This is a genomic window from Mycobacterium sp. URHB0021 (assembly GCF_054057895.1).
Window position 1 is genome coordinate 4,545,338 of sequence record NZ_JBSRZT010000002.1, and the last position, 21,246, is coordinate 4,566,583.

Here is a 21,246-nt window from a genome sequence, read left to right on the forward strand (position 1 = left end):
CCGGCTGCGAAGCAGTGTAAGGGGCCGCACAAAACCACATTCCTCCGCACAGTTCTGGGGACAGGATTCCACTTCCGGCCGGGCACCTCGGTCTTCGATACTGGAGATGGGTGACCTCATTTGGCCGCCATTCCCCGAAGTACCGTCGCGACACCATCGCTGGCCGGCACCCTCGATGGTGCTAAAGGCCGAATCGGTATACGTCCCCCGCGACGGCGCCATCAGGAGCTCCGGAGGGTCGATCGTCGTCGTCACGTCACTTCGCCTCGTATTCACAACGGCAGGCACGGGCGAACAGAGCCGACTCGAGGCGCCATGTCGGGATTGCTACGTGGAGTGCGCCGACGCCTGATCAGCGCCCGACGGCGAACGTATGGCGCTCAGCGACTGGCCCAGTGCGAGGATCGAGGCGCCGAGCAACACGATGTCTTTTATCAGGAACTCCCCGACCCGCGACAGCGCCGGAAATCCTCCCGCCGCAGTATCGCCGATACCCGGTGTGGTGAACAGGAAGCTCAGCGTAACCACGAACAACAGCGTGCCCAGTGCGCCGCCAACCGCACCGAGGCGCGGCGACACCACGTTCAAGACGATGAGCACGGCCGCGAGGATCTCGATCGCCCCGATGGCGTCGGACTGCGCGCGAATTGACAGGATGCCGTTCAGCCAGCTCATGAAGGGGCTGTGGGAGATGAACTGCGCTATCCGCATGGCCTCCGAGCCGGTGAATTTCATCAACCCGATCCAGGCGATGACAACCACCAGGCCGTAGCGCACGATCGCGGTGCCGACAGCCGTGATGATGTGGTCCGCGGACTGCACAATGTTGCTCGCGTTCTTATTCAAGGACTTTCCTTTCAAATCAGATACGACTCGGGACCTATGCTTGGCGATCCACCGGCGTGAGGCCTCGTCTCCCATCCAGATTTGAAGCCGCGTCCATGCGGCACCTCGATGAGACCATAAGACCACGCGAACGGCGTGACTGCATCGACAGCCTGTAGCGGCGCCCCGAGCGCGTGGCCAAGCCTCGGACTAAACGCGCCGCGAACCGCTGCCCAGTGTCCACCCTGCGGGACCGCACTGGCGTTCCGGTGACTCGAATTACCCTCCCCGGCAGGATACGTCGACGTATACGGTGTCGAACTTGGTTGGATCGATCCGCTTTCCATCAGAATCAATGTTGGAATTGTTCAATCCCTCAACTTGAATGACTTTGCAGCTCGACAGCGGAAAGACCGTGGCTCCATTGATTTGCACGTTATAGCCTGCAGCTGTTAGCGCGTTGACGGTGTCTTGGGCGTTGCCGAAGTTCGCGAACCCCAAGGGTGCCGCCGTGGCCACACCCGAGGAACCCAGTACCGCGACAGCCAACGCACACGCGGCGCCGGCCACCGTAATCACCTGTTCACTCTCGACACGTTTCACTCTGTGAGGGCATCTGGCACACGGTCGCAACAGGAATGGAGCCTGGGATGGGGTGACGGATTCGATCGTCGACATGACGACGTCCTCCCATAGGTGTTTTCGCCGTGTACCGATGTGGTCTGACATCGACTTGCCGTCTCTGCCTGTCGCTTAACCGGACACGTTCAGTCTCGTCACCGCCTCCGAACGCATTTAATGAACACGTTGAAGGTTCGATAATGTGGCCGAAGTGCTGCACCGGGACTGTCATGGGCGGCCGACTACATCGCGTGAGCACGTAACCACGGCGCCCTCTTGGGGGCGGTATGGCGAATACCCCTGTCAGCAGCGGCAATTCGGCGAGTTTCCATTCGCAGCCAACGGCCCATAACCGATCGGCGCGGGTTACGACTGGGCGACGACATTGCGAACTCGCCATCGACGCGGCTGAGCAGACGTCCGAACTCGCCGAGTTCATGGCAGTGCGCCCGCCGCGTACTCGGTGTGAACCTCGTTGGGATAATAGTGCGGCGGCCTGAATGTAATGGGCCAGAGACGATGACCCCGAGGCCGGCTCGGTTCGAGCAGCCGATCCGCGCACTCGCCCAGCGCCCAGTCCGCGAGGATCCTTTGATCGTAAACCTCGGTGAGATCGGCATGCGTTGTCATTCAGTACCTTCCGGGTAGCCGTCGTGTGCCTGTCGGCCGGTATCCGGCCCTAAACCAAGCGTGGCCGCCCGCAGCCGTGCGCACAATGCGTCATTTCGCGACTCAGCCTTCGGTTAAATCGAAAGCTGATGCGCTTGTGGGCCGTTTGAGTACCGTGACGCTATGGCCTACGACCTCACCGCTTTGTAGCTGTTCCTGCAGGCAGTCGACCGGGCGGCATCACCCAGGGAGCCGAGCGCACGCATCTCCAGCAGCGGGCCGTTGGGCATTGTCGATCGCCGCCGCCACGTACCAGCGTGTGCTTCATCCGGCGCAACAGAAAACGATATCCGCTGACATACAGTCTCGTTGTCGCTTGCCGTGCCATACCTCCCCCGCGAGCCAGCCTAACGCTTGCCGGAAGAGGCCGGTGCCCGAGTTTTTCGCTATATTGCCCGCAGCAGCGCCGCTCGACCGCGGACGCGGAGCTTCTCGAACGTCGACGCATGCAGATCGGCGAGGCGCGCAGACATTCTGTTTCCCAACATGTTCAATTCGTCGTCGGATATTTCGACCGGCGGCGGACACAGATCACGCTCCTCCTCGCCGGCGTGCGCGTCCAGGACCGTGACAAAAGCACGCCACTCGTCGTCATAATCGGGTGCCTGCGGAGGCGTTCGCAAGACCACGGTCAACTGGTCGATCACCTGCCGATGCTCGGCGTGTGAGATGGCAACCAGCTTGCTCGCCGCCGCCTGCACGGCCGGGTAGAACAGATCGTCCTCGATGCGCATGTGGATGTCGAGCTCGACGAGAAGCTCATCGAGGGTATCGCGGCGCTCGGCCGAGGTCGGCGGCATCGCGGTGATCTTGCGGCACAGTCCGCGCAGCGTGTTGTGGTGGTCGAACAGCACATCGAAGGCATTCATCGAGCACACACCTCAACCATTCCGTCCCGGACACGAGTGGCGTAGCTCGGCAGCGATGCGGTGGCCGGGCCTCGCAGCACATCGCCGGAGCCGCAGTCGAATCTGGCACCGTGCCAGGGGCAAACCACGCGTCCGCGGTCCACCCAGCCGTCTGACATCGGCGCGCCCAGGTGCGGGCAGTGCTCGCCGACCGCAAGGATGTGATCGCCGTCGCGATGCAGGACCACGCCGATCCCGTCGATCTCGACCCGCTGTGGTTGGCCGTTCAATGCCGTCACCGACAGCACGCGGGTCCAGCCGACGTCCAATCGTGGCCCCGCTCGGTCCACCCCGATGCCGAAGCCGTACACGAGCGCAGCGCCCAAGTAGTCGCTGCTCATGGTGAGCCCGTAGCCCAGCGCGCTGCTCACAGTCCCGCGAAAGTGGCGGCCTCGGCGGCGGTCCCACCATGACACCGCGTACAGCCCGGTGGCGACGACGTTCAACAGACCGTGGATGATTCCGATCCGTCGCGACTCTTCGTGGGTGTGTTGCCAATCGGTCATGCCGGTGGCGGCCGCCCCGATGCCGCCAAGGATTCCCACGCTGAGCGCCAGCCTTGACGCGTCGCGCATCGCCGCGGTGTGGCCGGACAGCACGCTTACCGCATCCAGCGCCATCGCTGTGGCCACTGCGCCGGTGGGCACGGCCGCCAACGCCGGGTGCAGCGGATGGCCAAGCCACGTGCCATGCAGCGCGTTGGCGACACCATCGCGATGGCGGCCACATGCCGCGAATAGGAATGTCAGGCCATGCTCTAGCCGGTAACTGGGTCGGTCCAGCCACCGTTGTCGCCCAAGAGTCTTGAGCACGCTCGTGCCAAAGGTGCATTTACGTTCCGATGCGGAACGCGGTCGATTGACCACGGCGTTTCTCCCTGGTTCCTCGTCTTCGAGTTCGATGCGACTGTTGCCTGAACCGCGTGTGAGCGAGCGTCGCCGAACGGCCCGCGGGCCGGCGAGTGATGCCAGTCCCCTCACTTCGGAGACGAAATTTCGGTGTAAGCGATTCAGCCTGAGAGGAAACGTTGGCGGTGAGGATAACCACATCCAATTGATTGATGGATGTAGTTTTGGGTTGCGCTCCGGAAACTGGCGACTGGATCTGTAACGTAGTCGGGCTTCTGGCTTTCTCTACAGGCTTGCCACGTGCAATGTGTGTGTTAAGCGAAACGGTCTGTCGGAGAAGCCGTCTCATTTACACGATTTGTACGTGGGCTCCATCAGGGTGGTGCTCATGTTGTGGAGCGAGGACACCGGCGGCGCGGTGGCCTGCGCGACCAGGTGTCCGGACGCATCGACGGCCTGTGCCCGACTCGATCAGCTTGTAGGCCATAGCAATCCAGCAGCGCGGTATCCGGGACCTCGGGTGACCTTGGTGCGCAACCGGACGGTGGCGAAGTTCGACTCGACGGTTATCTTGGTTCGTTCTTGATTCATCTGCCTGAATTGGGATTCGTGTCGTCGACGTGCCGACGGATGTCGTTGGTGGTGGGTCAGCGCCGTGGATTACCGCCTTCGGCGTGGAGCCGCTCGCCGAACAGCGAGTCGAGTCGACGCCGGAGGCCTCAGCTCCGGCAGTACACCCGATGAATCGTGAAAGGACGCTCGACATTCGACATTCGACCCATTTCACCCCACCCGTCGTGATCACCGCGCGCGGCGGCAACGGCACGCTGCCGCCGCGCGCCGACGGTGGATGTCGTTGGTGGTCGACCCGTCGGCTCACCCGGCGGCCGCCGCCGACGAGGGGTCCAAGAACAGTTTCACCGCGAAGCCCGCCAGCACCGTGCCCATGACCCGGCGCAGCAGCGCCATCCAGCGGGGCTTGGCCGTCAGAAACACCGACAACCTCGACGCGCTGCACACGATGACCCCGTTGACTGCCAGCGCGATGGCGATCTGTACCCCGCCCAGTAGGAGGCTTTGGAGCGCCACCGAGCCGTGAGCCGGCTCCACGAACTGCGGCAGCAGGGACACGTACAGCACTGCGATCTTGGGATTGAGGAGGTTGGTGACCAGCCCCATGGTGAACAGCCGGCGCCGCGACGCCGGTTTCAGATCCCTTGGGGAGAATGGGGAGGTTCCGCCCGGGCGGAACGCCTGCCAGGCCAGATAGAGGAGGTACACGCCACCCGCCACTTTCAGCATCGTGTACATCACCGGGACCACCGCGAAGACCGCCGCGAGTCCGGCCACGGCCGCCACCAGATACACCCCGAAGCCCACCGCGACCCCCGCCAACGAGATCAGTCCCGCGCCGCGACCCTGGGTGATCGAGCGCGACGCCAGGTAGAACATGTTGGGTCCGGGAATGAGGACTATCCCGAACGCGACGGCCGCGATACCCAGAACCGCCGACATACCAACCATATTGGATCTCCCATTTCATTGGAAACCACCGCCAAGAATTCGCGCATTGCGTTCCCTGATGTCAGCCGGTACCACCTGCTCATACAGCGTCACGAAGTCGGCCTCGTCGAGGGGTCCCTCATCGGGAACCTGCAGGGCCGTGAACCACCGGTTCAGGAGACAGAAATGCCCAATCAGCCAGGTCAGTTCGACGATCTGACTATCGACGTGGCGGGCCATCGCTGCATCGTCGAGTTCGTTGAGCCGCGCGTCGGTGCGATTGTGTGCCTCAAGCACCTTGCGCAGATCGGCGAAGTCTTGGTCGGTGACGGTGTGGGCGTCTCGGCTGACCTTCGCGGTGTAGTCGAGGACGACCCGTTCGCGCTCCGTGTAGACGTCCGGGTGGTTCTCGTGCTCGTCGAGATACAAGAGTTTTCGGTGTCCCTCCTCGCCGCGCCCCGCGTCAATGAACAGTGCGGTTGCGACCAAAGAGTGGTGTGTCACCGAGTAGTGCGAACGGTTCAACAGCGATGTCCGCGAGATGACTAGTTCCTTGAGGAACCGGTCGTTGAAGCCGGCGGTCTGAAGGTCACCGACGACAGTCACTGGATCAACCATAAAGGAGTTGGCGTACTCGACCTCCAGCTGCACGAACCGGGGGCAGTAAGCCATCACTTTGACTAGATTGTTGGGGAAGCCGCCCCGGGTCAGTTCTCCCGTTTTGATCGCTGCGGCGGTCTTGGCGTCCACGTCGTCGATCTGAAGGGGCCGGATGCGTGTCCAGGGTCCTTGCGTCATCTTGGTCATTACGATCCTCGCCGAGCAGAATTCACGCGCTCTGCTCCTCGACGGAGGAAACACCCTTGTTAGGGAAGACGTCGATATCGGTTTTCATCACATTGTTGAAGTAGTTGCTCATCGTAAACAGCACGACCACGGCCACGATGTCGAGGATCTGGCCGTCGGTGAAGCCTGCCACGCGCACCGCGTCCAGCGCGCAGTCACTCACCTTCCCGCGGGTAAGGGCGACCTCGCGCGCAAACACCAACGCTGCCGCACGCCGTGTATCACTCGACGATCCGCCGCGGTTGCGGGCGATCTCGTCATCGTCGAGGCGCGTCATCTGCTCAGATACCCACGTGTGCATGGCATCGCAGTAGTCGCAGCCATTGATTTCATCGACAGCGTGTGCGATACCCTGGCGGGTCGCAGCATCCAGTGAGGTGCTCATCGCCTTCCTCAAATCCAGCCACGCGTTAAGAGCTTTGGGGGTGGCTGCTAGCGCGTGATACATATTCGGCACGAATCCGAGTTGGTGAGCGGCGGCGTCGAGGGCCGGACGCGAGGCGGCGGGGATGTCGGCCTCAGCCGGTGCAGTCATTCGCGACATCTGTTGGTACTCCAGGTTCGATCGACGGGCGCGGTCACCACGGCCGGGAAAACAGAGCGTGGGCCTCTAAGGGCCGCGGCAGAGCGTCGTGGCGCTCACTGCAGGTGACCGTCCATGATGATATGGCGATGTTGGTTTGATGGCGGCGCGCGGATCTCATTGTGCAGACTCCACGACCATCATGCGCCCGGGTAGCCGTCGGGCAGCATCTCGCGTTCGAACGACTCGCGGCCCGTAGCATCGAAACGTGCACATAGGTCCTGCACTTCATCTTTGAGCAGCACGAGCTGTGAGAGGCCGACGAGCTCTCCGTCCATCCGGATCGGCGAAACCGTCACCAGGATAGTGGTTTTCCCGTACGGCCTGGCCACGTAGCGCACCGGCTCGATGCGGCCGTCGACGAACAGTTTGAGCATGGCGTCGAACCGCGGGTTGGTGATCTTGCGGCGATGCCGTTCGTGCACGGAGTGGCCGAGGTAGGCAGGTTGGCGGTCCAGGTGCTCGGCCGCCCATTTGTTGTAGTACATCACCGTGCCGCGCCGGTCGACGATGGTGACCCCGAGGCCGGCTTGTTCGAGCAGTCGATCCGCCCACTCGCCCAGCGCCCAGTCCGCGACAATCCTCTGATTGGAGACCTCGGTGAGATCAGCGTGCGTTGTCATTCTGTGCCTTCCGGGTAGCCGTCGTGTGCCTGCCGGCCGGTATCCGGCCCTAAACCAAGCGTGGCCGCCCGCAGCCGTGCGCACAATGCGTCATTTCGCGAGTCAGCCTTCGGGTGAATCGAAGGCTGATGTTCTTGTACCGGTGTGAGTACCGTGACGCTATGGCCTACGACCTCATCGATTTGGAGCTGTTCCTACAGGTAGTCGACGAGGGCAGCATCACCCAAGGCGCCGAGCGCGCGCATCTGTCGTTGGCATCGGCCAGCGCCAGGATCACAGCCATGGAGAAGGCTCTCGGGGCCAAATTGCTGGAGCGTCACCGGCGGGGTGTGGTGCCGTCCCCGACCGGGTGGTTGCTGGTCGCACACGCCCGAGCGATCGTCGGTCAGCTGGCCCGCATGCGCACCGAACTGGCTCGCTACTCCGACGGGCTGCAATCAACATTGGTGGTTCTGGCGAACACATCGGCCACCCAGACACTGGTGCCGACCGCGCTGGCCGACTTTTTGGCCACCCACTCCGACGTCGACGTCGAGCTGCAGGAGCACCCGAGCCACGAGATCGTCGCGGCCGTCACCGACGGGCGCGCCGAGCTCGGAATCATCGCCGACACGGCGGACTCGGCTCGGCTGGAGTGCACGACGCTGCGCCCCGACCCCCTGGTGGTAATCGTGCCCGCCAACCACCCTCTCGCCGACCGCAACCGGGTGACGTTCAGCGCGTGTCTGGATTACCCGTTCCTGGGATTCACCCAGGGAAATCCGCTGCAGGAACACTTGAGTGGGCAGACCCAGCCCCTCGGGCTTCGCCCTCGTTACCGGGCGCACCTACCCACCACCGAGGCGATCTGTGCCGCGGTCGCAGCCGGTGTCGGAATAGCGGTCGTCCCAGCCTTGGCCGCCGCCCAGTGGTCGCATCAAGACCTGCGCACCGTCGACCTGACAAACGCATGGGCTCACCGCAATCTGCTGCTTTGCTGCCGCGACCATTCTCAATTATCGATTCCTGCAGCACAACTCAGCGCACATTTGGCATCGCTCGCGTGAGCGACCATGCAGGCCATCCTGACCCATCGCCGGGTCGATCACGTGATCCATCACGGCCGACAAACAATACCGGGCGGTGGTTGTGAACCAACGATGTCGGCCCGGTAGCGCGCATCCAGATGCGCGGCGCATCGGCAGGGCGGCGCAAGCCCACGTTATTGCAGACGATCGCTGCGGCCGCGCCGTCGGTCAGAGGCGCGCACATCGGCATTGTGAGAGCTTCGAGATCGATCGGGCAGAGAGGATTTCGTCGACCGAGATCGCTTCGCGGTAATGGGCGAGTGGATTGTGCACCGCGTGCGCTCTATTCTTCTGTTACGGCCTGCACGGCGGCGTCGTCAACATCGACACGGGATTTGAACGGCACGAACATACTCTGCTTGCCGACGACCTCGCGAAAACATTTCCCTTGCCGCACGCTCCATCGGTGTTCAGGCTGTTGCTGTGGGGTCGCCCGCTATTCGACTAGATGAAAGGGCGGCATACCAGCTGCAGGCCGAGCAGTATCAGCAACACCAAGAAAAAGCGCCGGAATTGCGCGGGGCTGCTCCGTGACCGGATTCGGCCACCGACCCACATCCCAACCATTGCTGGCACAACCGCGAGAGTCGACGGGCCGAGGCTATCGAACCGCAGGAAGCCTTGCGTCATGAGCCCGACGGCCAGTGCGATGGTGGACACTGTGAATGAAAGTCCCAGCGCCTGAATCAGCTCATCGGTGTCGAACCTAAGCGCTTGCAGATATGGCACAGCAGGTACTACAAAGACCCCGGAGGCGCCCGTGATCAATCCTGTCACGACCCCCACGAGCGGCGATAACCAGACCTCGACAGAACGGGGAATCGACAGCGTCGGCGTCAGCAGCGCATAGCCGGCATAGATGATCAAAACGGTTCCCAGTGAAATGCCGGACCACATCGGGTCGGCGTGCACCAATAAGGTCGAGCCGCCGACCGTTCCCAGGATGATCCCGATCATCATCGGCCACAGGCGGCGCAGCGTCGACACAATCGCCGGCCCAGCAAGTAGTTGTCCGACGTTGGTAACCAGCGAAGGAATCACGAGCATCGCCGCCGCACCCGCCGGCGGCATGGCGATTCCGAGCACACCCATGGCGACGGTGGGCAGGCCCATACCCGTGACGCCTTTGACCACTCCGGCGCCCAGGAACGTCATCGTCACGAGGATTACGAGCTCCACTACCTCAACCTGCTTCTTGCCGGAGGCGGGCTTGAAGGTGCGCCAGCAGCCGGTCATTGATGTCGACTGGGGAGTCGTCGTCAACTTCACTGGGAGCGAGGCGGCGAGATCCCGGGGGGCGACCACCGGCGTTGGTGGTCTCGGAGGCCAGCTGCTCGAAGCGTGCCCGCGCGGCCTGCGGGTTGGCACCGACATCGGATCGCGTGGGATCGATGAGGATCAACAGATGCGAAATACCTTGCGGCTGTGAGTAACTGGTGTCGTCGAAGAAGTCGGGCAGATCCTTGGACAGTCGCGGGCCGGCGAGTCCCGCGGTCAGAGCTTCGACGAGGAAGGCGAGCGCGAATCCTTTTGCACCCCCAAGTGGGAAGAGCATTCCGGTCAGTGCCGCCTGTGCGTCAGTCGTGGGTTGCCCGTCCGCGTCCAAGGCCCACCCATCCGGAAGGCGTTCGCCCCGTTGGGCGTAGGCCGCGATTTTCCCGCGGGTTACCGTGGTGAGCGCGAGGTCGATGACCGCGGGCCGCGGTTCAAGAGGGAAACCGGCGGCGATCGGTGAGGTTGACAGCAGTTTTTGGTCGCCGCCCCAGGGAGGCAGGACCGCGGGGCCGCAGGAAAAGACCAACGAGACCATGCCGGCCTCGGCCGCATCCGCCGCGTAGACACCCAAAGCACCGCAATGCCCAGAATTCCCGATTGCCACGGCTGCGATGCCGAACTGCTGTGCGCGTGGAATAGCGAGTTCGACCGCACGACTTAGCTGCCAATGGCCGAGTCCGTTCCCGCCGTCGAACACCATCAGTGCGCCGAGGTCGGTGACCGTGGCCAGCTCGGCGGCCGGTGCGTAGCCACCGGCCGTCAGTCGGTCCAGGTAGACCGGAAGACGAAGCAGGCCATGCGAACTGAGGTCCCATACTTCGGCCAAGCCAAGCGCCCGACCCACCAACGCGGCGTTGTCGGGCTCGAGCCCGCTCGCAATGAGCAGGTGAGTCGCGAGATCGACCGCGTCGCGATAGCGCAGCTTCATTTCGCCATCACTTTGACTAGATTGTTGGGGAAGCCTTCGCGGGTCAGTTCTCCCGTTTTGATCGCTGCGGCGGTCTTGGCGTCCACGTCGTCGATCTGAAGGGGCCGGATGCGTGTCCAGGGTCCTTGCGTCATCTTGGTCATTACGATCCTCCTCGAGCAGAATTCACGCGCTCTGCTCCTCGACGGAGGAAACACCCTTGTTAGGGAAGACGTCGATATCGGTTTTCATCACATTGTTGAAGTAGTTGCTCATCGTAAACAGCACGACCACGGCCACGATGTCGAGGATCTGGCCGTCGGTGAAGCCTGCCACGCGCACCGCGTCCAGCGCGCAGTCACTCACCTTCCCGCGGGTAAGGGCGACCTCGCGCGCAAACACCAACGCTGCCGCACGCCGTGTATCACTCGACGATCCGCCGCGGTTGCGGGCGATCTCGTCATCGCCGAGGCGCGTCATCTGCTCAGATACCCACGTGTGCATGGCATCGCAGTAGTCGCAGCCATTGATTTCATCGACAGCGTGTGCGATACCCTGGCGGGTCGCAGCATCCAGTGAGGTGCTCATCGCCTTCCTCAAATCCAGCCACGCGTTAAGAGCTTTGGGGGTGGCTGCTAGCGCGTGATACATATTCGGCACGAATCCGAGTTGGTGAGCGGCGGCGTCGAGGGCCGGGCGCGAGGCGGCGGGGATGTCGGCCTCAGCCGGTGCAGTCATTCGCGACATCTGTTGGTACTCCTGGTTCGATCGACGGGCGCGGTCACCACGGCCGGGAAAACAGAGCGTGGGCCTCTAAGGGCCGCGGCAGAGCAAGATCAACATTACACGGACTAAATAGTCCGTTTTACCGCCTGCTGTGGGGCGTGATCTCTTGGTCATCCTGCGGGCTGCGGCCCTATTCTCAGTTGCGGACGCGGCATCGACCGCTTGTCGTCGCCGCCCACCGAAAGGACAGACACCCGGTAAAACAGCGCCGCAGCTGCCTGGCACCGACATCTTGCGCTGGATGTTGGGTTGCTACGGATCGTCAGTGGCGATCTGGAGTAACCGGTTGACGGGCCGCAGATCGGCGCTGTTACCAAACGGACTATCCGCCCCGGTCGCGCAGCGGATTAGATGCTCCTGCGTTTCGTCAAGTGATTTGGCCCCAGCGTCGTCAGTCAGATTCCCGTGAACGTCGCAACACCAGGTTAATCGGAGGTGGCGGTGGGAGTTGGGCGGAAGACGCGACGTGGCGTGATGTTGGTGGAGAAGCAGGAATGTTTCGCTCGGGTGATAGCGCAGGGGTGAGTAACTCGGAGGCGTGCCGGATCCTGGGAATCAACCGCAGGACGGGGACATGCTGGCGCAACGGGCGCACAATCCTCAACACCTCCGGTCGGCGGTGCACTATCCGCCGGCGAGACTCACAGCGCCCAAGGCGCCGCATCCTCGCTATTTGTCGCTCACCGAGCGCACGACGATCGTCGATCTGCACCGTGCGGGTGTCGGCGTACGTGGCCTCGGCGAGGAACACAGAACTCGCCAACGCCAACGTGAGCGTCTATACGCTGATGAAGCTCCTAGGCCACGAGTCCATGGTCACCTCGCAACGCTACGTTGATGGCGCCGGGAACGAGACCCGAGCTGCCTCCGAGCTGAACCCGTTGTACGAACTCCTCAAGCCTCGCGAACAGCACTCTTAGGTCAGTTAACGCTGCCCTGCAACACATCTCATGCCACGTATATATATTACGTCCGCCTAGAGTGAATAGGCTGTGCTGCAGTCCAATACATCACCGGCAACCACATGGGTTCAAGTCACGTCCCTGACGGGTGCAGGCGCGGCGGGTCTCCCCGGCGTACAGCCGTAGCCTGTATTCGATGGCGAAAGAGTGTGACCTGCGCCGCGTACACCCAGCGGATCGTTCAGGCAGCAGCGCGGTGATCCGCGATGCTGCGCTGCGCAGGTTCGCCGCGCAAGGCGTCGCGGTCACCACGTTGCGTCTAATCGCCAGTGATGCGGGGATATCGCTCGGGCTCGTACAGCACCGATTCGGCACAATGGAGCGCTTGGTCGAGGCAGTGCACCGATACGTCCTTGAGGTGGCGAAAAGCCAGCTCGCTCTGGATTTTTCGCGAGATGGGGCTGACGAGGAGTCTGCGAAGACACCGGGCGGCGTGTGCGGCGGTTGATCACCGAATACCCAGAGGTGGTGGAATACATGGCCCGCGCGATGGTCGACGAGACGCCAATCGGAACACGCACATTTGATGCCTTATTCGCGATAGGACGGCAACGGTGGGGCATCGAGCCGAGCATAAACAGCTGCAGCCCGACGCCGTCGACGTGACGTGGGCGGCCCTCAACCCGTTGCTCTTGGCGCTCGGAGCCGCCATTCTTCGCCGCCACGTCGAGCGACAGATGCCCGAGCCGCTCACGACCCCAACCCAACTCCAGCGTTGGGAGTCGTCCGTGAATTCACTGCTGCAAGGCCAGATGCGCTAAGACCGGCACACGTTGTGTTGGCTACGAGCCCGGCCTCGGCACCTAGCCTCGATGTTTCGTGAAGGTGGCGGGTTGACTGGCGCGTAATGCACGGAAGTGCCTGTCCTGCTTGAGAAAATTGGCTTGTCTAGGGTCAATTCGCTGCAAGCGGGAAGGCACTCCGTAGGTGAAGGGTAGCCGGTGTGGTCAGTTTCGGGTGGAGTCGGGTCGCGAGTCGCTGATTTCGTCGACTGGTGGGTCACTGCTGTTGCAGACTGCGCAGGTCAGCAGCCTTGCTCGGGAGTTGTCCACGGCGTTGGAGCCCTGGCGGGCCGTGCGTTCGATCCAGGATCCGGGTAAGACGGTGCTGGATCTGTGGCCGTCGCGATCGCCCTTGGTGGTGACTGTCTGGCGGATGCGGCGTTGGTGCGGGCTCAGCCGGAATTGTTCGGTGTCGTGGCCTCTGATCCGACGATCAGTCGGCTCGTCGATGCGCTCGGTGATGACTCGGGCGCGGCGATCGCCGCGATCCGGCGGGCGCGGGCGGCCGCCCGCGAGGCGGTGTGGCAGCGGCGTGCCCGATCGCTTCTGCTGGTGAGGTGGTCGTCGATCTGGACGCCACCTTGATCGGGGCGCACTCGGAGAAGGAAGGTGCGACGCCGAACTTCAAGCGGGGATTCGGGTTTCATCCGATGCTGGCGTTCGTCGATCACGGCGTTGGCGGCACCGGGGAGCCGCTGGCCGCGATGCTGCGTCCCGGGCGGCCCAATGCCAGCGACGTCGCCGATCAGATCGCGGTACTCGATGCCGCGTTGGCCCAGTTGCCCGAAGCGGTGCGTCCGCGGGTGCTGGTGCGCGGGGACGCTGGTTCGGGGGTCAAGGAGTTCCTCTGGCACATCCACCACCTGGGCTTGTCCTACTCGGTCGGTGTCTACGGTCGCCAACCGGTGCTCGACGCCTTGGCCGCGCTACCGCGTCAGGCCTGGCGCCGAGCACTGGATGCCGACGGGCGTGCCCGCCAGGGCGCCCAGGTTGCCGAGCTGACCCGCTGGCTACCGGCGACCTTTGTCGGCTGGCCGCCCGGGATGCGGGTGATCGCCCGCCGGGAACGGCCCCATCCCGGTGCCCAGCTGCACATCACCGATGCCCATGGCTGGCGCATCACCCTGTTCGCCACCAACACCACCGGTGGCCGTCTTGCTGACCTTGAGGTCCGCCACCGGATGCGTGCTCGCGCCGAGGACCGCATCCGCACTCTCAAAGACACCGGCCTGACCAACCTGCCGCCGCAGGCGTTCGGCACGAACGAGATCTGGCTCGAGCTGGCCGCCCTGGCCTAGGAACTGATGACCTGGACACAACTGCTGGCCTGGCCCGACCACCCTGCCCGCAGCTGGGAACCCAAACGACTACGCCTGCGCCTGCTCAGCGTGGCCGCACGAATCATCACCACCGGACGCCGCCGCATCCTGCGCCTGAATGGCGATGGCCCTGGTCAGAGCTGCTGATCAGCGGTCAACGAAACATCGCAGCCCTCAACTGAATCCACAGCATCACTCCTTCGACCGAGGACCCTGGAGAACCCCCACGCCCAAATCACCCCACCGAAGAAAACCGACCCAATCCACCACGACCAGTCACCTCACGAAACATCGAGGCTAGGCGCCAGCCTCCCTCGACGGCGCGGTGGGCGGCCACCCGCAGGCCGAAGCGCTCGAACAACGCGCAGGCCTCGGTCAGCAGTGGAGCCGGGTCCGTCCACGCCACCACCGCACGGACCGCGCCCGGTGCGGCGTCCTCAATGAAGAGCATTCGTTCGCGCAGCGGTTCATGGCTCTGACGCCGCGACCGCTGAGCGTCTGGACAACGATCCGCGGATGTGTCCCTCCATTCGACGCCCCCACTGTCGAGGACGCACGCCCCGCGCAGACATCGCCGACATGGACAACCCGATGGTGAAGAATGTCCATCTCGGCGATAACGGTCGACGCGCGGCGCTTCTTACGCTGGCGCCTACATCAACGGAAGGAACGGGCGAGATGACGATGCTCGACACGGTGCTCGGCGGCCCGAACCTGCGCCAGGAACGCCGCCTAATCACCGAGGTCCCCGGCCCCCGCTCACGGGAGCTGGCCGTCCGCCGGGCCAACGCCCTACCGGCAGGCCTCTCCAGCAGCGCCCCGGTCTACACCGCCGCCGCCGGCGGCGGGGTCCTCGTCGACGTCGACGGCAACTCGTTCATCGACCTGGGCAGCGGCATCGCGGTCACTACCGTCGGCAACGCCGCACCCGCGGTCGTGGCCCGCGCCGCCGCCCAACTCGCCCGCTACACCCACACCTGCTTCCTGGCCACCCCGTACGAGCCCTACATCGAAGTCGCCGAGATCCTCAACTGGCTCACCCCTGGCACCCACGACAAACGCACCGCGCTGTTCAACACCGGCAGCGAAGCCGTCGAGAACGCCGTCAAGTACGCCCGCGCAGCCACCAATCGACCGGCGGTGGTCGTCTTCGACCACGCCTTCCACGGCCGATCGTTGCTGACGATGACCATGACCGCCAAGAATCAGCCCTACAAGCACGGTTTCGGCCCCTTCGCCCCCGAGGTGTACCGGGCGCCGATGGCCTACCCCTACCGGTGGCCCTCGGGACCCGACAACTGCGCAGCCGAAGCCTTCACCCAGTTCGCCCAGCTCATCGACGCCCAGATCGGCGCCGACGCGGTAGCCTGCGTCGTCGTCGAACCCATTCAGGGCGAAGGCGGCTTCATCGTTCCCGCCGACGGATTCCTGCGCTCGGTGGCCGACTTCTGCCGCGACCGCGGCATTCTGCTGGTCGCCGACGAGGTGCAGGCCGGCATCGGCCGCACCGGAACCTGGTTCGCCAGCGAGCACGACGGCTTGGTACCCGACATGATCGTCACCGCCAAAGGTCTGGCCGGCGGGATGCCACTCGCCGCGGTCACCGGACGCGCCGACATCATGGACGCCGCCCAGCCCGGCGGGATCGGCGGCACCTACAGCGGCAACCCGGTGGCCTGCGCGGCGGCCCTGGGCGTCTTCGACGAGATCGAAACCCACCATCTGCTCGACCGCGCCCAGGCAATCGGCGACATTATGGTGCGCGAACTGCGCGACATCGCCTCTACCACCGAGGTTCTCGGTGACATCCGGGGCCGCGGCGCCATGATCGCCGGCGAACTCGTCGTCCCCGGCACCCGCACCCCCAACCGCGACGCCGTGGCCGCAGTCACCCGCCACTGCCTCACCAACGGCGTACTGACCCTGACCGCCGGAACATTCGGCAACGTGCTGCGTTTCCTGCCGCCACTGTCCATCACCGACGATCTGCTGCTCGAAGCACTCGGCGTCGTCCGCGACGCCTTCGCCACCCTCTGACACCGCACTCGATCACCACCAAGGAGAAGTGCCCATGACGCTGACCGCCGCCCCGCCCGCCGCCAAGACCTACGCGCCGCTGGACCTGTTCGACATCAACCGCCAGCTCGACGAGGACGAACGCGACATCGCCGCCACCGTCCGCCAGTTCGTGGAAACCCGCCTCAAGCCCAACGTCGAAGGCTGGTTCGAATCCGCCACCCTGCCTCGCGAACTGGCGAAAGAGTTCGGCGATCTCGGTGTGCTCGGCATGCACCTGGACGGGTATGGCTGCGCCGGCACCAACGCCGTCAGCTACGGGCTGGCGTGCCTGGAACTCGAGGCCGGTGACAGCGGGTTCCGTAGCTTCGTCTCCGTCCAAGCTTCGCTGTCAATGTTCTCCATCTACCGCTTCGGCTCCGAGGAACAAAAGCAGGAATGGCTGCCCAAGCTCGCCACCGGCGAGGCCATCGGCTGCTTCGGGCTCACTGAGGCCGACTACGGATCCAACCCCGCCGGCATGCGCACCCGCGCCCGCCGCGACGGCGACGACTGGATCCTCAACGGCACCAAGATGTGGATCACCAACGGCAACCTCGCCGACGTGGCCACCGTCTGGGCCCAAACCGAGGACGGCATCCGCGGATTCCTCGTCCCCACCGACACCCCCGGTTTCAGCGCCAACGAAATCCACAAGAAGCTGTCCCTGCGCGCCTCCGTCACCTCCGAACTCGTCCTGGACAACGTGCGCCTGCACGCATCGGCGCAGCTGCCCGAAGCCCGCGGCCTGTCGGGCCCACTGTCATGCCTAAACGAAGCTCGCTTCGGCATCGTCTTCGGGGCGCTCGGCGCCGCCCGCGACAGCCTGGAAACCGCGATCGCCTACACCCAGAGCCGCGACGTGTTCGACCGACCGCTTTCCAGCTTCCAGTTGACCCAGGAGAAGCTGGCCAACATGACCCTCGAACTGGGCAAAGGCGTGCTACTCGCGCTGCACCTGGGCCGCATCAAGGACGCCGAGGGTGTGCGCCCCGAACAGGTGTCTCTCGGCAAGCTCAACAACGTTCGCGAGTCGTTGGCCATCGCGCGGGAATGCCGCACCCTGCTCGGCGGCAGCGGCATTACCTTGGAGTACTCGCCGCTGCGCCACGCCAACAACCTCGAATCGGTACTGACCTACGAAGGTACCTCCGAGATGCACATGCTGGCGATCGGCAAGGCACTCACCGGACAGTCCGCGTTCCGCTAACCGCCACCAGCGCAACCCGATCGGAGCATCGATGACCACCTCCACCCCCGCACCACTGCAGCACCTCATCGCCGGACAGTGGGTGGCCGGCACCGGTGAGGACGTCCGCAGCGTCGACCCGTCGCAACCGGATGCCGTCGTCGCCGAAGGCGCCGCAGCGGGCAGCGCCGACGTCGACGCGGCGGTGGCCGCTGCCGCCGAGGCCGCACGCGCCTGGGCAGCCACACCGATCGCCGCCCGTGGCGCGGTCCTGCTCGCCGCCGCGGAGGTCATCGACCGCCACGCCGCGGACTGGGGCCGAGACCTGTCGGTTGAGGAGGGCAAGACCCTGGCCGAAGGTGTCGGCGAGGTGCGCCGCGCCGCGCAGATCCTGCGGTACTACGGCAACGAAGGTGACCGGCAAGCCGGCGAGATCTACGCCTCCCCCCGCGCCGGAGAACAAATCCTGGTCACCCGCAAGCCGGTCGGCGTCGTCGGAGTCATCACCCCGTTCAACTTCCCGATCGCCATCCCGGCCTGGAAGATCGCCCCGGCGCTGATCTACGGCAATCCCGTGGTGTGGAAGCCCGCCAGCACGGTGCCCCTGTTGGCGACCCACCTGGCGCGGGCACTGCACACCGCGGGACTGCCTGCCGGGGTGCTCAACCTGCTCATCGGCGGCTCAGACATCGGCGACGGCATCGTCAACCACCCCGACATCGACGCCATCAGCTTCACCGGGTCCACCGGCATTGGGCGGCGCATCGCCAGTACCGCGGCCGCGCGCGGCGTACCAGTGCAAGCCGAGATGGGCGGCAAGAACGCCGCCGTCGTCCTCGATGACGCCGACCTCGACCTCGCCCTGGACCAGGTGATGCTCGGCGCGTTTCGCTCCGCCGGCCAGAAGTGCACCGCCACATCGCGATTGATGGTCTCCGACGGCATCGCCGACCGTTTCCTCGACGCGCTGGCTGAGCGCACCCGCGCACTCGTCGTGGGCAACCCGGTCGACGAGGCCACCCACATGGGACCGGTCGTCAGCGACTCGGCGCACAAGACGATCGCCACCGGCATCGACACCGCCCGCACCCAGGGGGCCACGATCCTGGCCGGCGGACAGACCTATACCGACGACGCCCGCGCCCGCGGCTACTTCATCGCCCCCACCGTGGCCGAACTCGGCGACCAACCCGCCGACGTCTGGACCGACGAATTGTTCGGCCCCGTCCTGGCCGTGCGCCGCGCCAACGACGCCGACGAAGCGTTCGCCCTCGCCAACGACAGCGAGTTCGGTCTCTCGGCGGCCGTGTTCACCCAAGACCTCACCCGTGCACTGCACGCCGTGGAGCACATCGACGTCGGCGTGCTGCACGTCAACTCCGAATCGGCCGGCGCCGACCCTCACGTGCCATTCGGCGGCGCCAAGAAGAGCGGACTGGGACCCAAGGAACAAGGCACCGCGGCACGGGAGTTCTTCACCCACACCACCACGGTGTACCTGCGCGGCGGAGCGCCCCGCGCATGACCGCAGCCGCCCTCGACGGGCTCACCGTCGTTGACTTCAGCCGCGTACTCGCCGGGCCCTACGCCACCATGCTGCTCGGCGACTACGGCGCCGACGTCATCAAAGTCGAACGCCCCGGTGTCGGCGACGACACCCGCGAATGGGGACCGCCCTACGATGCCGACGGGGTGGCCACCTACTTCAACTCGGTCAACCGCAACAAGCGGTCACTGGTGCTCGACCTCGCTAACGCCGATGACGTCGCCCGCGCCCGCGAGCTGGTCGCTCGCGCCGACATCGTGGTGGAGAATTTCCGCCCCGGCACCATGGAGAAGCTCGGTCTGGGCTATGACACCCTACGCGAGCTCAAACCCGACCTGATCTATTGCGCCATTACCGGTTTCGGTCGCGACGGCGGGGCTGACCTACCCGGTTACGATCTGCTCGTCCAAGCCGTCGGCGGTCTGATGAGCATCACCGGCCCCGAACCCGGACACCCCACCAAGGTCGGCGTCGCCGTCATCGACGTACTCGCCGGACTGCACGCCCTCACCGGCATCCTGGTCGCCGTCGCCCACCGCGACCGGACCGGACAAGGGCAACGTGTCGACACCAGCTTGCTGTCGGTGCTGCTGTCCGCCATGGTCAACCAAGCATCAGGATTCCTCGGTGCTGGTGTCGTGCCTGCGGCCATGGGCAACCGCCACCCCAGCATCGCGCCCTATCAGACCTTCACGACCGCCGACCGGCCCATCGCGCTGGCCGTGGGCAACGACAAGCAATTCCGGTTGCTCGTTGCCGCCCTAGGACTCGACGCACTCACCGACGACGCCCGCTTCACTACCAACGCGCTCCGAGTCCGCCACCGCGAAGAACTCAGCGCACTGCTGGATGCCGAATTCGCCAAACACGGAGCCGACCACTGGTATGACATCCTGACCTCAGTCGGTGTACCCGCCGGACCCATCAACGACATGGCCAAGGCGTTCACCTTCGCCGAGAAACTGGGTCTCACCGCCACCGTCGCAGTCCCCGGCAGCAGGACCCCGCAGGTCGCCAATCCCGTCTCCATGTCAGCCACGCCGCCGCAGTACCGTTGCGGACCACCACGACTCGGACAGGGCACTCTCCGATGAGCGCACTGACACCGATCACGGTGGCCGAGGTCATGCCCACCAACCCCATCCATCACACGGAGGCGCCATTGATCGGCGTCATCGCACCGCTGGACTACCCCGGCATCGGCGAGGAAACCCGAGCGCTCATCGTCCGCTTCACCCGATCGGTCTTGACCACCCTGACCGAACTCGGTGCGCGCTTCCGCATCATCGAACCCACGACCGACACGCCACTACCGCTCGACGCCGCCATCGACGGCATACTGCTGCTCGGCGGCGGCGACATGGACCCCGCGCTCTACGGACACCCCGACGACGTTCCCAACTTGTCCGGAGTGGACCGGCGCTGCGACGAGCGCACCATCGAGGCGGTTCGCTGGGGACTGGACCGCCATCTACCCGTATTCGGGATATGCCGAGGAGCCAAGGTCATCAACGTTGCTCACGGCGGCACCCTCATCCCCGACCTGGGCCCCGACACCCCGCACAAGGGCCACGGCGACAACCCAACCTTCGTCCCTGATCCAGTCATCGTCGAACCCGGTACCCGCCTGGCCGGCATTCTTAGCCGCACCGAGGTCACGTGCGAAACGGCCACCACCAAGCAGTCGGCGACGTCGCACCCACTCTGCGGGTCGCCGCCCGAGGTCTCGACGGAGTGATCGAAGCCGTCGAACACCGCGACCCGGGCGTCTGGCTGCTCGGCGCCCAGTGGCACCCCGAAGACACAGACGGATCCGCCGCGGACCGCAAGGCGCTGTTCAGCGCCTTCCTGGCCCGCGTCGAAGCCGACCGCCGACTCGTCGTCGAGCCCAACCAACCTCGATAGCCCGCGCGACCCGATCTGGCCATAGCC

20 protein-coding genes and 4 pseudogenes are annotated in these 21,246 nt (G+C 64.7%); 11 read left to right on the plus strand and 13 right to left on the minus strand.

Annotation, left to right across the window (positions count from 1 at the left end; genetic code table 11):
• Nucleotides 1-327: 327 nt before the first annotated feature.
• From ACVWWN_RS24705 to ACVWWN_RS24740, 8 genes are all read right to left on the minus strand, one after another.
• Nucleotides 328-846, minus strand: a complete 519-nt coding sequence (locus tag ACVWWN_RS24705; protein WP_457146199.1) for a YkgB family protein — start codon at nucleotides 844-846, stop codon at nucleotides 328-330.
• Between the two features lie 258 nt (nucleotides 847-1,104).
• The gene (locus ACVWWN_RS24710) at nucleotides 1,105-1,428 is read right to left on the minus strand and encodes a hypothetical protein (protein ID WP_457146200.1); all 324 of its coding nucleotides are present in this window, start codon (nucleotides 1,426-1,428) and stop codon (nucleotides 1,105-1,107) included.
• 1,073 nt (nucleotides 1,429-2,501) lie between these two features.
• On the minus strand, nucleotides 2,502-2,984 hold the full coding sequence (locus ACVWWN_RS24715) for a hemerythrin domain-containing protein (RefSeq protein WP_457146201.1): 483 nt from the start codon (nucleotides 2,982-2,984) through the stop codon (nucleotides 2,502-2,504).
• The gene (locus tag ACVWWN_RS24720; RefSeq protein WP_457146202.1) at nucleotides 2,981-3,835 is read right to left on the minus strand and encodes a Rieske 2Fe-2S domain-containing protein; all 855 of its coding nucleotides are present in this window, start codon (nucleotides 3,833-3,835) and stop codon (nucleotides 2,981-2,983) included. The genes ACVWWN_RS24715 and ACVWWN_RS24720 overlap by 4 nt, the downstream gene beginning before the upstream one ends.
• 912 nt (nucleotides 3,836-4,747) lie before the next feature.
• Nucleotides 4,748-5,395: a LysE family translocator gene (locus tag ACVWWN_RS24725; protein ID WP_457146203.1), complete on the minus strand. Its 648-nt coding sequence runs from the start codon at nucleotides 5,393-5,395 to the stop codon at nucleotides 4,748-4,750.
• A gap of 15 nt (nucleotides 5,396-5,410) precedes the next feature.
• Nucleotides 5,411-6,181: a carboxymuconolactone decarboxylase family protein gene (locus tag ACVWWN_RS24730; RefSeq protein WP_457146204.1), complete on the minus strand. Its 771-nt coding sequence runs from the start codon at nucleotides 6,179-6,181 to the stop codon at nucleotides 5,411-5,413.
• A gap of 22 nt (nucleotides 6,182-6,203) precedes the next feature.
• Nucleotides 6,204-6,764, minus strand: coding sequence for a carboxymuconolactone decarboxylase family protein (locus ACVWWN_RS24735; RefSeq protein ID WP_457146205.1), 561 nt, complete (start codon nucleotides 6,762-6,764; stop codon nucleotides 6,204-6,206).
• Between the two features lie 179 nt (nucleotides 6,765-6,943).
• Complete coding sequence (locus ACVWWN_RS24740; RefSeq protein WP_457146206.1) at nucleotides 6,944-7,426, minus strand: PAS domain-containing protein; 483 nt, start codon at nucleotides 7,424-7,426, stop codon at nucleotides 6,944-6,946.
• A gap of 161 nt (nucleotides 7,427-7,587) precedes the next feature.
• On the opposite strand from ACVWWN_RS24740, the gene ACVWWN_RS24745 reads away from it, so the two are divergent.
• Complete coding sequence (locus tag ACVWWN_RS24745) at nucleotides 7,588-8,472, plus strand: LysR substrate-binding domain-containing protein (protein WP_457146207.1); 885 nt, start codon at nucleotides 7,588-7,590, stop codon at nucleotides 8,470-8,472.
• 465 nt (nucleotides 8,473-8,937) lie between these two features.
• Here ACVWWN_RS24745 and ACVWWN_RS24750 read toward each other — a convergent pair whose 3' ends face one another.
• Genes ACVWWN_RS24750 through ACVWWN_RS24765 form a run of 4 tightly spaced genes read right to left on the minus strand, consistent with a single transcriptional unit; the run spans nucleotide 8,938 to nucleotide 11,413 of the window.
• A complete protein-coding gene (locus ACVWWN_RS24750) occupies nucleotides 8,938-9,729 on the minus strand; it encodes a sulfite exporter TauE/SafE family protein (RefSeq protein WP_457146208.1) in 792 nt (263 codons plus the stop codon).
• Nucleotides 9,677-10,696, minus strand: coding sequence for an Ldh family oxidoreductase (locus ACVWWN_RS24755; RefSeq protein ID WP_457146209.1), 1,020 nt, complete (start codon nucleotides 10,694-10,696; stop codon nucleotides 9,677-9,679). Before ACVWWN_RS24755 ends, ACVWWN_RS24750 begins: the two co-directional genes overlap by 53 nt.
• Complete coding sequence (locus ACVWWN_RS24760) at nucleotides 10,693-10,839, minus strand: hypothetical protein (RefSeq protein ID WP_457146210.1); 147 nt, start codon at nucleotides 10,837-10,839, stop codon at nucleotides 10,693-10,695. Before ACVWWN_RS24760 ends, ACVWWN_RS24755 begins: the two co-directional genes overlap by 4 nt.
• Nucleotides 10,840-10,861: 22 nt before the next feature.
• A complete protein-coding gene (locus tag ACVWWN_RS24765; RefSeq protein WP_457146211.1) occupies nucleotides 10,862-11,413 on the minus strand; it encodes a carboxymuconolactone decarboxylase family protein in 552 nt (183 codons plus the stop codon).
• A gap of 522 nt (nucleotides 11,414-11,935) precedes the next feature.
• On the opposite strand from ACVWWN_RS24765, the pseudogene ACVWWN_RS24770 reads away from it, so the two are divergent.
• The 5 genes and pseudogenes from ACVWWN_RS24770 to ACVWWN_RS24790 all read left to right on the plus strand — a co-directional run.
• Nucleotides 11,936-12,209, plus strand: a pseudogene (locus ACVWWN_RS24770) (IS30 family transposase); the annotation flags it as partial.
• A gap of 1 nt (nucleotide 12,210) precedes the next feature.
• Nucleotides 12,211-12,381: pseudogene (locus ACVWWN_RS24775) on the plus strand (tyrosine-type recombinase/integrase); the annotation flags it as partial.
• A 178-nt stretch (nucleotides 12,382-12,559) separates the two neighbouring features.
• Nucleotides 12,560-12,871, plus strand: coding sequence for a TetR/AcrR family transcriptional regulator (locus ACVWWN_RS24780; RefSeq protein WP_457146212.1), 312 nt, complete (start codon nucleotides 12,560-12,562; stop codon nucleotides 12,869-12,871).
• Between the two features lie 106 nt (nucleotides 12,872-12,977).
• Nucleotides 12,978-13,184: a hypothetical protein gene (locus ACVWWN_RS24785; RefSeq protein ID WP_457146213.1), complete on the plus strand. Its 207-nt coding sequence runs from the start codon at nucleotides 12,978-12,980 to the stop codon at nucleotides 13,182-13,184.
• A gap of 166 nt (nucleotides 13,185-13,350) precedes the next feature.
• A pseudogene (locus tag ACVWWN_RS24790) lies at nucleotides 13,351-14,706 on the plus strand (IS1380 family transposase).
• Between the two features lie 53 nt (nucleotides 14,707-14,759).
• Here ACVWWN_RS24790 and ACVWWN_RS24795 read toward each other — a convergent pair.
• Entirely contained in the window at nucleotides 14,760-14,975 is a 216-nt protein-coding gene (locus tag ACVWWN_RS24795; protein ID WP_457146214.1) for a hypothetical protein, read from the minus strand.
• Nucleotides 14,976-15,208: 233 nt separating this feature from the next.
• Between ACVWWN_RS24795 and gabT the strand changes: the two genes are divergently transcribed.
• The 5 genes and pseudogenes from gabT (at nucleotide 15,209) to ACVWWN_RS24820 (ending at nucleotide 21,219) form a co-directional block, all read left to right on the plus strand.
• The gene (gene gabT / locus ACVWWN_RS24800) at nucleotides 15,209-16,561 is read left to right on the plus strand and encodes a 4-aminobutyrate--2-oxoglutarate transaminase (RefSeq protein WP_457149262.1); all 1,353 of its coding nucleotides are present in this window, start codon (nucleotides 15,209-15,211) and stop codon (nucleotides 16,559-16,561) included.
• Nucleotides 16,562-16,595: 34 nt separating this feature from the next.
• On the plus strand, nucleotides 16,596-17,789 hold the full coding sequence (locus ACVWWN_RS24805; protein WP_457146215.1) for an acyl-CoA dehydrogenase family protein: 1,194 nt from the start codon (nucleotides 16,596-16,598) through the stop codon (nucleotides 17,787-17,789).
• Nucleotides 17,790-17,820: 31 nt separating this feature from the next.
• A complete protein-coding gene (locus ACVWWN_RS24810; protein WP_457146216.1) occupies nucleotides 17,821-19,293 on the plus strand; it encodes an aldehyde dehydrogenase family protein in 1,473 nt (490 codons plus the stop codon).
• Nucleotides 19,290-20,408, plus strand: a complete 1,119-nt coding sequence (locus ACVWWN_RS24815; RefSeq protein ID WP_457146217.1) for a CaiB/BaiF CoA transferase family protein — start codon at nucleotides 19,290-19,292, stop codon at nucleotides 20,406-20,408. Before ACVWWN_RS24810 ends, ACVWWN_RS24815 begins: the two co-directional genes overlap by 4 nt.
• Nucleotides 20,409-20,440: 32 nt before the next feature.
• Nucleotides 20,441-21,219, plus strand: a pseudogene (locus ACVWWN_RS24820) (gamma-glutamyl-gamma-aminobutyrate hydrolase family protein).
• Nucleotides 21,220-21,246 lie beyond the last annotated feature (27 nt).